The organism is Bacillus sp. JKS001846 (assembly GCF_900176455.1).
In the GTDB taxonomy this organism is placed as follows: Bacteria; Bacillota; Bacilli; order Bacillales; family Bacillaceae_G; genus Bacillus_A; species Bacillus_A cereus.
The window spans coordinates 4,404,016-4,419,972 of the sequence record NZ_FWYG01000001.1; the positions used below are offsets into that span (position 1 = coordinate 4,404,016).

Below are 15,957 nucleotides of genomic sequence, written 5' to 3' on the forward strand. Positions count from 1 at the left end.
CATCTTAATATCTTTTTGCCAAAACAACAAATGAGATAAAGACGGTACTCATTGTAAGTGCCATAAGTATATTCAATAATATAGAAGAAACTTTTTTAAATTTCAGCACGTCTATTTTGAAGCGAAACACGGAACACTGTAAATAACTGTTACTATATCTCCTCACTTCTTTTTTTAAAATTTAATATCTCCATATTTGTTTTATCCTTTTAAAATATTTCATTTATTTCTTTATTTCACGAAATGCGTTATTTGTTTTACGGTGTTTTTCGTCATATTTATAGAAACTAACTGTTTATGGAGCATTTTTTATGTTTAGCAACTTTTTTTGTAGAAATCCTTCACTTTCCTTTCAATATTTAACACTATCTAAATAAAGTTTACGATAAATTCATAATTTTTTATTTTTTATACTATATTCCGTTATATTGTTGTATAATATCTATGAAAGCGCTTATTATTTCAATATACATAATTCAAACTGTTTTTATCGAAACATTCTAACTATTATACCTATATTTAAATGCAACAATTATAGCTATTAGTATAGGCATACCAAATATATCCACCCCATTTTTCTGTAAAATTACTTTATAACATGAAAGATTAACTTGGGTGATAAGTTATTGTGAATGTTTTTTTACAAAACAGATAAGTAATAGTGTTTGGTATTATGTAAATTATTGTAATAACATAAGAGTAAAGAAAAACATTTACATTGATTATTGATTCATTACTTATTGAAAAAGAGCAAAATGCACCTTTGTATGGAAAAGGATTATATGCATTGGGAGGTTTAAACAAATGACGAGGAAGAATACAACGACAAACCCTTGGGCCAAGTTCCACGGTCCGAACCTTGGTTATGTTATTGAGCAGTATGATCTTTACGTAACTGGAGCAGGTTCTGTTGATCCGGAATTACAAGAGCTTTTTGAAATTTTTGGAGCTCCTTCGTTTCAAGATGATGTCGTAACAGGGGACAACACAGCAACACATTTTTCTCCTCAAAACACAGGTAACATTGAAAAAATTCTTAAAGTCGTTCAACTTGTTGAGCAGATTCGTTCTTTCGGGCACACGTTGGCTCACATCAACCCGATGGAAGATGCTGCAAATGGACAATCTCTTCTTGAGAAAGCAATGAACGAACTGAGCGATGCTGACTTGAAAGCGATTCCAGCGAAAACGGTATGGCAAGATGCACCAGAAGGTATTCACACTGCACTTGATGTAATTCATAGATTAAAAGACGTTTATACAAAATCTTTAGCTTATGAATTTTCTCATATACAAGATAGTGAAGAACGCGCGTGGTTGCATCAAATGGTGGAATCAAATTCATTGCGTCAACCACTATCAAATAAAAAACGAACTGCTCTTTTAAAACGTTTAACAGCTGTTGAAGGTTTCGAGCAATTCTTGCATAAAACATTCGTTGGGCAAAAACGTTTCTCTATCGAGGGCGTTGATATGCTTGTACCTGTTTTAGATGAAATTGTTCTAGAAGGTGCTAAGAACGGCGTAGAGGATGTCATGATTGGTATGGCTCACCGCGGTCGCCTAAGCGTACTTGCTCACGTATTAGAAAAACCATATAGCCACATGTTTGCTGAGTTCAAACATGCAAAAATAGAAGGCGCAGTGGCTAATTCTGGCTGGACTGGCGACGTGAAATACCATTTAGGTAGAGAACAAGTCGTTAGTAACGAAGAAGTTAGTACTCGCGTTACATTAGCAAATAACCCGAGTCATCTTGAGTTCGTGAATCCTGTAGTAGAAGGTTTCGCACGTGCGGCTCAAGAGAATCGTAAAAAATCTGGTCTTCCAGATCAAGATACTTCAAAATCATTCGTAATTTTAGTTCATGGTGATGCTGCATTCCCTGGTCAAGGTATTGTATCTGAGACACTCAACTTAAGCAGATTGAACGCGTACCAAACAGGCGGAACGATTCATGTTATCGCAAACAATGCAGTTGGTTTTACGACTGATAGCTATGATTCTCGTTCTACGAAATATTCAAGTGACCTTGCAAAAGGTTTCGATATTCCGATTGTTCACGTGAATGCTGATGATCCGGAAGCTTGTCTTGCAGCTGCTAACCTTGCGATTCAATATCGCATGTTGTTCAAAAAAGACTTCTTAATCGATTTAATTGGTTACCGCCGCTACGGTCATAACGAAATGGATGACCCGGCAGTTACGCAACCACAAGTGTACAAAAAAATTAAAAACCATCCAACTGTAAGAGCAATTTATGCAGATCAATTACAAGCTGCTGGTGTTCTAAATGCAGATGAGGTTGAAACAATTACACAGTTTATACAAGAGCAATTAAAATCCGACTATGCACAAGTACCACCAGCTGATACGAGTGATGCAACAATTCACGTTAAAGTACCAGATGTTGTTGCAAAAGGTATTCAGTCAATTGATACTGGCGTTGAGATTGACTCACTTCGTGCAATTAATGAAGGTCTACTATCTTGGCCAGAAGGCTTTAACGTATATCCGAAAGTGAAGAAAATTCTTGAGCGCCGTAAAGATGCTCTTGAAGAGAACGGCAAAATTGAATGGGCACTTGCTGAATCATTAGCATTCGCTTCTATTTTACAAGAAGGTACGCCAATTCGTTTAACTGGTCAAGATTCACAGCGTGGTACATTCGCACACCGTCATATCGTATTACACGATACTGATACAAATGAAACATATTCACCATTACATCGCTTACCAAACATTAATGCTTCATTCTCTGTTCATAACAGTCCGTTATCAGAGGCTGCTGTTGTTGGTTACGAATATGGTTATAACGTATTCGCTCCAGAAACTCTTGTTATGTGGGAAGCGCAATATGGTGACTTCTCAAATACTGCGCAAGCATTATTTGATCAATATGTTTCAGCTGGAAGAGCAAAATGGGGTCAAAAATCTGGCTTAGTTCTTCTATTACCACACGGTTATGAAGGTCAAGGACCAGAGCACTCTAGTGCACGTCCAGAGCGTTTCTTACAGTTAGCTGCTGAGAATAACTGGACAGTTGCAAACTTAACGAGCGCGGCTCAATACTTCCATATCCTGCGTCGTCAAGCATCTATCTTAGGAACAGAAGCTGTTCGACCATTAGTATTGATGACGCCGAAGAGTTTATTACGTCACCCACTTACGCTTTCAACTGCTAGTCAGTTAAGCGAAGGACGTTTCCAACCTGCTTTAGAACAAGAAAACCTTGGCATGAAACCAAATAAAGTAAAACGTCTTGTTTTAAGCACAGGTAAAATGGCGATTGACTTAGCAGCAGAAATCGAGTCTGGTAAACATGAGTACAACTTAGACGAAGTTCATGTCGTTCGTATTGAGCAATTGTACCCATTCCCTGCTGAGAAAGTTCAATCTATTATTAAACGCTTTAAAAACTTAGAAGAAATCATTTGGGTTCAAGAAGAACCTCGTAATATGGGCGCATGGCATTACATGGCTCCAATTCTGTTCGAACTTGCTGGAGATAAAGTGAAAACAGGCTACATTGGACGTCCTGATCGCTCTAGTCCATCTGGCGGCGATCCATTCGCTCACAAAGCTGAGCAAGAACTAATTGTTGCACATGCTTTAGATGTGAAGTATAACTTCCGTCAAGATAAACAAGAAATTGAAGTTTACAGCAACTAAAAAGTAACAATGAAGCTTTCTAGCTTGTTCCTTGGGCAGATATTCTGCCCAAGGCCAGGCTAACAAATGGAGATTACCGAAGACAAAAGAAGAAAAAACACACCGTTAGGCAAATAAGGGGAGGACATTTAAAATGATCGAAATTAAAGTACCTGAGCTTGCAGAATCTATTACTGAAGGAACTATTTCACAATGGCTTATCAACGTAGGCGACAAAGTTGAGAAAGGTGGCAGCGTTGTTGAGCTTGAAACTGATAAAGTCAATGTAGAAATCATTGCAGAAGATTCAGGTATTGTATCGAAGTTACTAGGCGAACCTGGGGATACAGTTGAAGTTGGTGCAACTATCGCAATTTTAGATGCTAATGGAGCACCAGTTGCAGTAAGTACACCTGCACCAGTGGCTGAGCAACCAAAACAAGAAACGACTGAAGCACCGAAAGCTGCGGCACCAAATGCTGAGCAAACTGCAACACTACAAGGGTTACCAAATACAAACCGTCCTATCGCATCACCAGCTGCTAGAAAAATGGCTCGTGAATTAGGAATCGACTTAAACGACGTACGTAGCACAGACCCACTTGGACGCGTGAGACCACATGATGTACAAGCTCATGCTGCAGCACCAAAAGAAGCACCAGCTGCTCCAAAGAGTCCAGCTCCTGCTCCAGTTGCAAAAACGGAATTCGAAAAACCAGTTGAGCGCGTGAAAATGTCCCGCCGCCGTCAAACAATTGCAAAACGTCTTGTAGAAGTTCAACAAACATCTGCAATGTTAACAACATTTAACGAAGTTGATATGAGTGCGATCATGGAATTACGTAAAGAACGCAAAGATGCTTTCGAGAAAAAACATGATGTACGTCTTGGCTTCATGTCATTCTTCACAAAAGCAGTTGTTGCAGCATTAAAACAATTCCCATTATTAAATGCTGAAATTCAAGGTGACGAGCTTATCATTAAAAAATTCTATGATATCGGTATTGCAGTAGCAGCTCCAGATGGATTAGTTGTTCCAGTTGTACGCGATGCCAACCAATTAAATTTCGCTGAAATTGAAAGTGAAATTCGTGAATTAGGTAAAAAAGCACGTGACAACAAACTTTCATTAAAAGAACTACAAGGTGGTACATTTACAATTACAAACGGTGGTGTGTTCGGTTCTCTAATGTCAACACCAATCCTAAATAGCCCACAAGTTGGTATTTTAGGAATGCATAAAATCCAAGTACGCCCAGTTGCAATTGATAACGAGCGTATGGAAAACCGCCCAATGATGTACATTGCTTTATCTTACGATCACCGTATTGTTGATGGTAAAGAAGCAGTTAGCTTCCTTGTTGCTGTTAAAGATATGCTTGAAGATCCAAAGTCATTATTATTAGAAGGTTGATAGATTAAAAATCTATTAAAGGCTGTAGAATGAATCATTCTACAGCCTTTTTTTATTGTGTTCATACGGGACAAATTTCATGACATAAGGTAATAATGTATGCCTAAACGTAAGGAGGATTAAAATGAATAACCTTCCAATTCATGCAAAACTTAAAGTAAATAAGGATACTTTCTTCCTCCCCGATTCAAACGGGGGTGTCTATTTTCGAAATAACGCCAGTTCATTTCGTATGGACGGTGATGGAATTTATGATTGGATTGAAAAATTAATGCCAATGTTTAACGGGAATTATTCTTTAGCCGAAATAACCGATGGCCTCCCTCTCCCCTATCAAAACCGTGTATTTGAAATTGGAGAGATTTTATATGAAAATGGTTTCGTTCGCGATGCAAATCAAGATGCACCTCATGAATTAAACAGTACATTACTCGACAGATATGCTTCACAAATTGAATTTTTAGAAGCTGATTCTCATTCAGGTGCTTTAAAGTTTGAAACATACCGCGGAGCAAATGTCCTTGTACTTGGTTCTGGGGATATGCTCACTTCCTTAGTTTCTTCTTTATTAGAATCTGGTTTACCTACATTTCATTACCTCGTTACAGATCGGGATGAAACAAACTATGACAGAATACATGAGCTAATAGAACGTGCATATGAAGTTGATAACAGTGTACTCCTTCAAGAAATCGATACTACAATTGACCGTCCCTTGCGTGAAGTATTCGAACCTTTTGATTGGATTTTATATGTTTCTCAAAACGGAGACATTGACGGTTTAAAAACAGTTCACACTATTTGTAGAGAAACGAAAAAGAATTTCATACCAGCTATTTGTTTATCAACACTCGGTATAGCTGGACCTGTCGTAACAGAAAATCGTGATGAATGCTGGGAATCCGCATGGCATCGGCTACATGAAACGACTTTACAAAATGAAAATTCATCGGATTCCTTCTCACCAATTACATCTGCCATGTTAGCAAATGTAATCGTTTTTGAATTGTTTAAACATGTCGCGGATGATTCATATCGTGAAAAAGAATCACAATTCTTTTTATTAAACTATGAAACACTTGAAGGAACGTGGCATCCTTTTATAAAACACCCTCTTGCAACTGATGAAAGTTTTACAATTGATACGATAGAAAATATTTCTGAAAAACTTGAGCATCGGTATGGCCAACATACTTCAACTGATGTATTCCGCTTTTTCGATTCATTAACTTCTAAAGAAGCCGGTATATTCCATGTATGGGATGAACAAGATTCATATCAATTACCATTATCACAATGCTATATTCAAGTAGCTACTCCACTATCAGATGGCCCAGCTCCCCTTCTGCCTCTTATGACTTGTAGTGGATTGACTCATAATGAAGCACGCCGAGAAGCTGGTTTAACAGGAATTGAAACATATGTAGCAGAAATCATTCACCGCCTTATTCCTGAACATAACAATATCGGTATCGGTGCTGGAGAAACGATGACAGAAGGATTTTACCGGGCACTACAACAACATTTAAACAATAAACTGTATGAGCGGCAGTCACATATTCTAGAGGAACTTACAACTGTTGATTTAATTGATATTCAAGATAAACATTGTAGATTTTATTACGATGCTCTCTCTACAATCCATGAAACACCTAAAATCGCAATGAGTGAAGAGATTCTTAGTTTTCCAGTCGTTTGGGTTGGTATAAATGATAGATGGTACGGTGCATCTAATATTAATATGACGTTAGCGTTACGAAACGCACTACAACTATCACTCTTTCACGTTCAAAATGAAGAAATTCCTTACAGAGCTAATATCTTGCCTGAATCCTCTATTATTTTATATGACACGGATTCTTTTAGAGTGGAAATACAAGCGGAAGAAGAAATTCCAAGTGTGCAATCTTTACAGCTTGCCTTACAGCATTTAGAAGAACATAATTTTTATCCCTTCGTGTTCGATTTAGCAATCGAACCATTTTTAAAAGAAAACCTAGACGGTGTGTATGGGGTATTAATTGCAAAGGAGGACGGTTTATGATTCAAAATATATTGCTTATAGGAGATGGCCTTCTTGCAGACTATGTACATGATCAATTATGCAAACAATATTCCATCATTCGTCAGCATACCCTTACAGAAGAACTTCCTGAAAATATTCATCTCGCTCTCGTATTACATGACGGATCTCCTTCTACTATTCATCATGACGCTGAGCTAATTTTTCGGTCAAATCATATTCCGTGGCTACGTGGTTTTACTTCATTTGGCGAAGGTATTATCGGTCCTTACATTCATCATCTTACGCCCGGATGTTCCCATTGTTCTGATGGACGCCGTTTTATCGCTGGCTTTGACCAAAAAGAAATGTGGGAACTACAGCGGAAATATGCCTTTAAAGCAGATAATGTAACGAGACGTGACGTACGTGCCACCCAAAATGGAATGTTGCAAATGTGCCATCTTATTTGCGCAGAAACAGGAAAAATATTAACTCATAACCATTCTTCTTTAGAAAATGAACTTATTTTACTAAACTTACAAACATTACAATGTACGCGGCATTCTTTTCTTCCAGATCCTCTCTGTCCTGTATGTAGTAATTTACCTGATGATACTCCGGATGCGGCGGAAGTTTCTTTACAACCGAGTTTAAAAGTAAGCACCGAAACGTATCGCTGCCGTTCCATTCATGAGCTAAACACATTTTTAACGAGAGACTATTTAGATTATCGGGTCGGTATGTTGAACGGAAAAATGCAGCATTCTGTATTACCATTCGCTGACGTCATTATAAACATGCCATTAATGTTCGGAAATGAAGGTGTTGCGGGACGAACTCATTCATTTGCAGTGAGTGAAGCAACTGCTATTTTAGAAGGTTTAGAACGATATTGCGGTATGTCTCCTCGTGGGAAAAAGACAAATGTGCATGGTAGTTTTCATGATTTAGAGGAACATGCACTAAATCCCCTCACACTCGGTGTCCATACAAATGAACATTACAATCGTGATAACTTTCCATTCAAGCCGTTTGATCCTGATTATGAGCAAAACTGGGTATGGGGATATTCTTTATCACAAAACAGACCGCTTTTAGTTCCTGAATCAATTGCTTATTATAGCCTTGGTCATCGAGATGCTTTCGTGTATGAAACATCAAATGGATGTGCAATTGGCGGTAGTTTAGAAGAAGCGATTTTTCACGGCATTTTAGAAATAGTAGAGCGTGATGCCTTCTTACTCACTTGGTATGCCGAATTACCTCTTCCCCGCCTTGATCTTAGTTCAGCAAATGATACAGAATTACAATTAATGATTCAGCGGTTACGTACGATTACCGGATATGAATTACACGCTTTTAACGCGACGATGGAACACGGCATTCCTAGCTTATGGGTAATTGCAAAAAATACGCGTGAAAATGGAATGAACGTTGTTTGTGCAGGAGGCGCTCATTTAGATCCTATTCGAGCCTTAAAAAGCGCCATTCAAGAAATAGCAGGCATGTTACTTATAACAGACGATGAGCTCGAGCACAAAAGAGAATACTACGAAAAATGCTTACAAGATCCTTATTTCGTTAATAAAATGGAAGACCATAGTATGCTGTATGGATTGAAAGAAACAGAAGAACGTCTTCACTTCCTTTTACGGGAAGATGCACCGGTGCAAACGTTCCAAGAAATGAATGTATCACAATCATTTGATATGGATTTAACATCCGATCTCCACCAACTTTTAAATCGTTTGCATCAATCTAATCTTGAAATAATCGTTGTAGATCAAACCGTTCCCCTCATAGAAAAGAATGGATTACATTGTGTAAAAGTTATTATTCCAGGCATGCTACCGATGACGTTTGGTCACCATCTTACTCGAGTTACAGGACTGGACCGGGTATATACCGTACCGATGACACTTGGATATACAGACGAACCTTTAATGAATGAAAGATTAAATCCACATCCACATCCGTTTCCATAGTAAAGGAGGGATTTCATGCAGCTAGATACTTTTTTACATCATCTCCATTTCTCTATCGATGAAATTATGCCGAATCATGAGGTGGACTGGAAAGACGCACCGCTTCCTTATAAATTATATCGAAATTTACCTACCATCCCGCTCTCCTTAGAAATCCCATTATCTTTACCGAACTCTTCTACTACACCTACTTTAGATGAGATTGGTCACTACCTTTGGTATTCATTTGGTGTAACACAATTATGTCAGCTAAATAGCGAGAGAAATGTATTACGAAGATCTATTCCTTCGGGTGGTGCTTTATATCCGAATGAATTGTATATCTATTTAAAGATTGACGATTATCCAGACGGCATTTACCATTATGACGCCGCGCATCACCGACTTATTTTACTTCGCGAAGGAAATTTCGATTCTTATTTGGCAGACACACTCGGTAATCGCTGTAATATAGATGATTGTTTCGGTGCTGCATTCGTATCCACTATGTTTTGGAAAAATTTCTTTAAATACAATAATTTTTCATATCGTCTTCAAGGATTAGATAGCGGGGTCCTCATTGGACAATTGCTAGAATGTGCAAAGCAATTCGGTTATACAAACGGCGTATACTTTCAATTTCTAGACCGTGCACTGAACCATTTACTCGGATTGTCAGAAGGTGAAGAAAGTGTGTATGCCGTTATTCCTTTAAGTACAGAGCCAGAAACTAATTGGTTTCACAATGATTACCGTGAAAATAAAACAGTTACTTCTCATGAGTTGTTGCAACAAATTCCGCCGCTCGCACATGAACATTTCGTTCGCTCAAAACATGTAGGTGAATATCCGATGATAACAAAAATAAATGAAGCTTCTATGATCGAATCAACAGCACACTTCCAAACACTACATCATGAAGAGCACTATCAACATAATACGTACGCTGTACAGCTACCAAAAGTAGAACAGTTATCGTATGATTTCCTACAACTTTGTAAAAAACGATATTCTCCTGATGCGGATTTTATTTTAACGAAATGGGATGCAGCTGAGCTCGCTACTTTACTACAAGAAGCGAGTCTCTCCTTCCCCTATTACAACGACCTTGACGGTAAGTATACAAATGAAAATACACGCGTCTCCTTATACGGATGTTTTTATAGCGTGAAAAATATTGAAAACGGGGCTTACGCTTATAACAGTAAAACACATTCCATACAACCAATTCGATATGGAGACCTTCGCTACCCACTTCAGTCTAGTATGACGATGGATAACGTAAACCTTTTTCAAGTACCACTTTGCTTACATGTAGTCGGACAGAAAGATTACTATACACGTGCATTAGGCTATAGAGGATACCGCATTCACCAAATGGAAGCTGGTATCCTCGTTCATAAACTCGTTTTTGCTGCAACTGCTATGGGGATGGGCGGGCATCCGTTACTAAGTTTTGATACAAATTCATGTGATCAATTGTACGGAATAGATGCTGGGAATGAAACATCTCTTATTCAAGTTCCAGTCGGGGCATATCGGGCGCGGAATTGGTTAAAAGGGGCTTTGCATTGTTAGAAGTACGCCGTCTATCGGCGTGCTTTTTTTAAAGGATTTAATTTATAAAAAGCGAAATGAGTATATATTCTTACATAAAAGGAGAATTTAACTTGAGCATTTTACAACGGTTAATTCAGCAAGCAAAAAATCCTAGCGGAACAATTGGTTCCTCCATGCTTTGTATTATGAACGCTGCACATACGAGATTAATAAATTGGGCATTGCAGAAAGTACATATAAAGACAGATGCAGTCGTATTAGACATCGGCTGTGGTGGAGGCAAAACCATACACACTCTTTCAAAACGAACTCCACTTGGGGAAATATATGGAATTGATTACTCCGATCAAGCTGTGAAAAATTCTATACAGACGAATGCAAAAGATGTTCAAAAACAAAAAGTAATTGTTCAACAAGCAAGCGTTTCTTCTATTCCACATCATACGAACTTCTTCGATCTCATTACCGCCTTTCAAACTCATTATTTTTGGCCTGATGTTGAACAAGATATAAAAGAAGTATTTCGCGTCTTAAAACCGGACTGCTCCTTTTTATTAGTGGCTGAAACTTTCAAAATTCAATATCATATGAAGAATTTTAACACGACCGAAGAACTAATAAATCTCTTTTATAAAACAGGATTTACAAATGTACAATGTTACGAAGAAAGAGGTTGTCTTTGCGTTATAGGAATTAAATAAAAAGCAGACCTCAAAGGGTCTGCTTTTTCACTAGATTAACTTAAAAATACTCTTAATTTGTCTAGCAAATAACCAATTTTTCGTACCGTAGTTATCATTTAAACTATCTAAATTGATAGATTGTCCGTTAGCAAACTTTAATTCTAACGTAGTATTTTTGTCATTTGTTTTTAAGTTACTATTTGTAATGTCATCATACTTTAATTTTTCAATCTCAACATATTCGTCTTTTTCTTGTCCAATCACGACATGGTCTTGGAAGAAGAAAAAGACTTCTACTTTTTTACCGAAACAAAATACATTTTTCGTATAAATTAATGTCGCGTTATCAAGTCCGACACATACTTCTTTCATTTCTTCCACAACGTGTCCAAAGTCTTCTTCATGTCTTGCATTTGATTCAGCAATCCATTCTTCGATTGTTTTCATGTTAATTGCCATACTGCGCCCCCTGGTTCGTTCATTGCTTCGTTTAAAAAATAAATACTATATGAAAATATAAGCGATACGTAATATGTTTTCAAGGGGGAACGGTATATTCAAAATAAAGTGAAACTTTATTTACTCCCTCATTGTAAAAAAAATAGCACTTTAAAAAGTGCTATTCCGCTCTCCTTGCCGCTTGTTGAATTGGGTCCCACACGCTGTTATATGGTGGTGCATAACTTAAGTCGACGTCTTCTAAATCGTGAATACTCATTTTATTGAAAAGCGCCATTGCGATCACATCAATCCGTTTATCTACCCCTTCTTCTCCAATTACTTGCCCGCCCAATAATTGTTTCGTATCGGAGCGATATAGTAATTTTAAGTAAAGTGGTTTTGCATTTGGATAATAGCCCGCCATATTTGTAGAATCTACTTTGACTGTTTTATACGGGATGCGTAGCCCTTTCGCTTCTTTTTCATTTAATCCTGTTCTTGCGAGTGTCAAATCCATAAATTTAATAATGCCTGTACCTAACGTACCTTTAAATGCTCTTCGTTTATCCAGCATATTCAGTCCAGCAAGTCGCCCTTGTTTATTGGCAGTCGTTCCGAGCGGGATATGATCATGAATTTCCTTTATAACGTGGTAATGTGTTGCGCAATCACCGGCTGCATATACGTCTTGCACATTCGTTTGCATATATGCATTTACTTCGATTGCTCCTTTATGATTCTTACGTATATTTGTCCCTTCAAGAAAATCAGTATTTGGCTTCACTCCAACCGACACTAAAACAAGATCTGCTTTATACGTACCTTTATCCGTTTCAATTGCTTCTACTCGTTCACTCCCTTTGAATGCTTTTACATTTTCATTCGTTAAAATTTCAATATGATGCTTATCTGCTTCTTTATGTATATATTCCGCCATATCTGCATCATAAATTGTACCGATATGATCATTTCGCTCAATCATTCTTACTTTCTTACCAAGTTCGACGAATGTTTCTGCCATTTCCAGTCCGATTGCACCACCACCAATAATGATTACATCTTCAACTTTATTCGTTTCTAGCGTTTTTAATATGCGCTCAGCATCTGGAATTGTTTTTAAAAGATGAACGCCTTGTAATTCCCATCCTTCCCATTCCGGCATAACAGGACGTACCCCGGTCGCAATTAATAATCGATCGTACGGAAATTCAAAGACATCTTTCGTCTTTGTATGCTCTGCGTACACCATTTTCTTTTCCGTATCTACTTTCGTTACTTCATGACGCACTTTCGCATCAATTCCATATTTCTCACGAAACGTCTTTACATTACGCGCGATTAACTTTTCCGTTGAAGCGATAGCACCACTAATGACATACGGTAACCCACACTGCGCGTACGAATAAATTTCACCTTTTTCTAAAGTTACAACATTTGCATCTTCATCGTTTCTAACAATTTGCATCGCTGCACTCATACCAGCTGCATCTCCGCCAATAATGACATAGTTCACTTTACCACTCCTTCTTTTTTACATACTCTTTACGTTTTCCATATTTTATAGAAATAACACCTACTTCCATTGTAAAGAAAGAGAATTTCATCTTCAAATTTTGTGCACAAACTTATGCCTGAATAGGTAACTGTCGTGTCTTATAAACAACATGTTTAATATCCTATAACAGTAACCAGTTGAAAGTAGGTGAAACATACATGTGCGCCGGCCTTCTCGTCCAGCTTCCAGAGGAACCGATAGAACCGAAACCCGCCCTCCCGCTTGAACAGGAGTTTACGGTTAGTGTAACTTTATACAGTGCTCGTGCTTGGTTATCTGACAATGACACTTTCTCACAAACTATCTGGAAAGCTACCCGCTTCGCTTCTTCATCACACACTCGCAAGGCCATCTTTCCAGTCGGTACTGTTAAAATTATAAATTTTTCTGACGATACAATAACAGTTACTGCATCCTCAGAATCAGATGATGCTCTTAAAATAATCGTCCCTCCTCATTCTGAAGCTGCTTTAACGTCTAGTTCTTTATCTGATGTGCAAGCCAGTACATCAGGAGGGGCAAGTAAAGTCACATTTCTCTTTCATATCTTTTTCTCTAGGGAACCTCGTCCAGCCAAATAACGATAGAAAAGGTACAGTAATATACACTGTACCTTTTTCCCGCGCTCTATTCTCTTGATTTAATTAGTTCAATATTATAAGTTTCGATATCTGTTAACTTTCCTGTAAAATAAGGATTTTCTCTATACCAAGACTGTTTTGCAAAATACGCTTGCATATCTTTCGTTTGAAAAATATGTCCATGCCTTGCATATATTTCATTTCTAGCAATTTTCAACTGTTCTTTCGATAAATATGTTAAATCTGTGCTCGTTAATTTTCGAATATCACTATCAGGAAAGATGAAACCATTATATACATACCCAGTCGCGGGCGTTGGAGTAACATTATAAACAACTGTTTTTTCTGCACTTTTCGTTTGGAATGGAAGATTATAAGACGAAAGTGCCGTTACCGTCTCTACTTTTGTCGTTTCCCGTCCATTTTCTCCATTTCGTTCTAAATAAATTTTCGCGCTTCCATCAGTCGCTACAGGCCCCCATGTAATTTCTTCTCCTGCGAGCGCTGTAACTGGTTTTTGATTTACGTACAATGTTGCACCAGGCGCGTTCGTTTGAACTGTAATATATTGACCTTGCAACGTTAAATCTACCGTTACGTTATTTTGGCTTTGTTTCATAAGTACAACCTTTTCCTCACGCGATAGTTTTACGTAGTCATTTTTATATTCTGATTGAAACACTTGATTTCCCGGAAGAAATGGCCCATATTGCTTCTCAAACTTTTTGTCATCTGTCTTATCAATTTCTTTTCCGTTCATTTTTAACGATACGTCTTTTTCATTTGAAAGCAAAGTTGCATAGTACGTCTTCGCTTTCAATTTATATCGATCAAATATAAAGAAATACTTTCCGTCTTTCGTTAATGAAAAATCAGCTCTTTCTATTCCGTCCCGTTGTTTTTCACCTTGTCTCAAATATTCTTTTAATTCATTCACGTAAGATGGATTTTCTTTTATATATGAAAATAGAGGCGTTACGCTCTCTCTCGTTATCATAACCGATGGATCATCTGCCGTAACGATCTCAGCTAATTTCTCTCCGTCCCTCTCTTGTAAAATCGTAATCATCCGGTCTACTTGTGCCACCTGCGTATAATACGACAATCCGTACAAATACAATCCAATAATCGCTATAACAAATAGCGCTAACAGTGTAATGCCAACTTTTACACCACCGCTCATGTTCTTCTTTACTACAGAACGTCCCCTCTTCGTCCCGCAGTTTTGACAAAACTGCACACCATCTTCAAACTGAACTCCGCACTTTGTACATACATTCATCCAGTCAACCACCTTTTCATTAGAAGCCAGTTATTCCCTGTGTTAAGGCTTGAATTATCGTGCTAATGTAAGACCAAAGTACAATGAATGTTGCAATTCCAATTAAAACATTTGCAATAATAAGTGTGTAAACGAGATCTAATCCGCCATTGTCTAGCTTTAATACGGCTACAGTTATACTAATCCCTATATAAGTTGCAGCTACGGATAATAATATCGGTAAGAAAAAGATTAATAAGAAACTAAAAAGAAAAGAAAGGACTAATATGACAATAGCCGGCGTCGCTATCGTTCCCCATATACCGAATACTTCAAGAAACGAAAAAGATGATTTCATCATCTTACCACTTACAAAAATAATAAATCCGACAAATAAAGTTAAAATTAATAAAAAGAAAAAGACCGTTATAGATTCTACAAAAAACGTGGGAGTAGATATATCTGGTGCAAATGTTCTCGTAACTGCTGATGCTGCACTCATCATTCTATAAAAAATACATGCTCCTAAAAAACAAATAAGAACAAGACTTACAATTCCATTTCGTACTTCAATAGCGCCGCTTTGCATAATCGCTGTCGGTGCTTGTAATGCATGTTTAAAAAATTGAAAATAGCCGCTCGCAAACCGCTTCGCTTGCTCTACCGTTTCATTTTGCCGAGCTTCCTTTGCTTGTGCCGCACGTGCTTGTTCCGGCCCTTCTTCTTGGCCACTACTTGCCACTACTTCTTCCGTTAACGAATGTCCACAATTCCCGCAAAATTTTGCCTCCGCTGCATTTTCTGTATGACATGACGGACATTTCATTCTCTTATCCCTCCTT

At 37.7% G+C, this 15,957-nt stretch carries 11 protein-coding genes; 7 read left to right on the top strand and 4 right to left on the bottom strand.

Features of this window, described 5'->3' with window-relative positions:
• Window positions 1-804 precede the first annotated feature (804 nt).
• The 6 genes from odhA (at window position 805) to B9A45_RS23550 (ending at window position 11,295) form a co-directional block, all read left to right on the top strand.
• Window positions 805-3,672, top strand: coding sequence for a 2-oxoglutarate dehydrogenase E1 component (odhA, locus tag B9A45_RS23525; protein ID WP_000197136.1), 2,868 nt, complete (start codon window positions 805-807; stop codon window positions 3,670-3,672).
• Between the two features lie 133 nt (window positions 3,673-3,805).
• Window positions 3,806-5,065, top strand: a complete 1,260-nt coding sequence (gene odhB / locus B9A45_RS23530; protein WP_000569926.1) for a 2-oxoglutarate dehydrogenase complex dihydrolipoyllysine-residue succinyltransferase — start codon at window positions 3,806-3,808, stop codon at window positions 5,063-5,065.
• 124 nt (window positions 5,066-5,189) lie between these two features.
• Window positions 5,190-7,109: a putative thiazole-containing bacteriocin maturation protein gene (locus tag B9A45_RS23535; protein WP_053513406.1), complete on the top strand. Its 1,920-nt coding sequence runs from the start codon at window positions 5,190-5,192 to the stop codon at window positions 7,107-7,109.
• On the top strand, window positions 7,106-9,055 hold the full coding sequence (locus tag B9A45_RS23540; protein WP_084065193.1) for a TOMM precursor leader peptide-binding protein: 1,950 nt from the start codon (window positions 7,106-7,108) through the stop codon (window positions 9,053-9,055). The genes B9A45_RS23535 and B9A45_RS23540 overlap by 4 nt, the downstream gene beginning before the upstream one ends.
• Window positions 9,056-9,070: 15 nt before the next feature.
• Window positions 9,071-10,612, top strand: a complete 1,542-nt coding sequence (locus B9A45_RS23545) for a SagB family peptide dehydrogenase (RefSeq protein WP_058839294.1) — start codon at window positions 9,071-9,073, stop codon at window positions 10,610-10,612.
• A gap of 92 nt (window positions 10,613-10,704) precedes the next feature.
• Window positions 10,705-11,295, top strand: coding sequence for a class I SAM-dependent methyltransferase (locus B9A45_RS23550; protein ID WP_084065196.1), 591 nt, complete (start codon window positions 10,705-10,707; stop codon window positions 11,293-11,295).
• A 30-nt stretch (window positions 11,296-11,325) separates the two neighbouring features.
• Here the strand turns inward: B9A45_RS23550 and B9A45_RS23555 are convergent, their stop codons facing one another.
• Window positions 11,326-11,736 carry a DUF3908 family protein gene (locus tag B9A45_RS23555; RefSeq protein ID WP_000996783.1) on the bottom strand — a complete coding sequence of 137 codons (411 nt, stop codon included), beginning with the start codon at window positions 11,734-11,736 and terminating at the stop codon, window positions 11,326-11,328.
• Between the two features lie 160 nt (window positions 11,737-11,896).
• On the bottom strand, window positions 11,897-13,231 hold the full coding sequence (locus B9A45_RS23560) for a CoA-disulfide reductase (protein WP_084065199.1): 1,335 nt from the start codon (window positions 13,229-13,231) through the stop codon (window positions 11,897-11,899).
• Between the two features lie 200 nt (window positions 13,232-13,431).
• Between B9A45_RS23560 and B9A45_RS23570 the strand changes: the two genes are divergently transcribed.
• Window positions 13,432-13,854 carry a hypothetical protein gene (locus B9A45_RS23570; RefSeq protein WP_084065202.1) on the top strand — a complete coding sequence of 141 codons (423 nt, stop codon included), beginning with the start codon at window positions 13,432-13,434 and terminating at the stop codon, window positions 13,852-13,854.
• A 46-nt stretch (window positions 13,855-13,900) separates the two neighbouring features.
• Here B9A45_RS23570 and B9A45_RS23575 read toward each other — a convergent pair whose 3' ends face one another.
• Both B9A45_RS23575 and B9A45_RS23580 read right to left on the bottom strand, forming a co-directional pair.
• Window positions 13,901-15,136: a TcaA 3rd/4th domain-containing protein gene (locus B9A45_RS23575; RefSeq protein WP_001099940.1), complete on the bottom strand. Its 1,236-nt coding sequence runs from the start codon at window positions 15,134-15,136 to the stop codon at window positions 13,901-13,903.
• Between the two features lie 19 nt (window positions 15,137-15,155).
• Complete coding sequence (locus tag B9A45_RS23580) at window positions 15,156-15,941, bottom strand: zinc ribbon domain-containing protein (RefSeq protein WP_000650090.1); 786 nt, start codon at window positions 15,939-15,941, stop codon at window positions 15,156-15,158.
• Window positions 15,942-15,957: the final 16 nt, after the last annotated feature.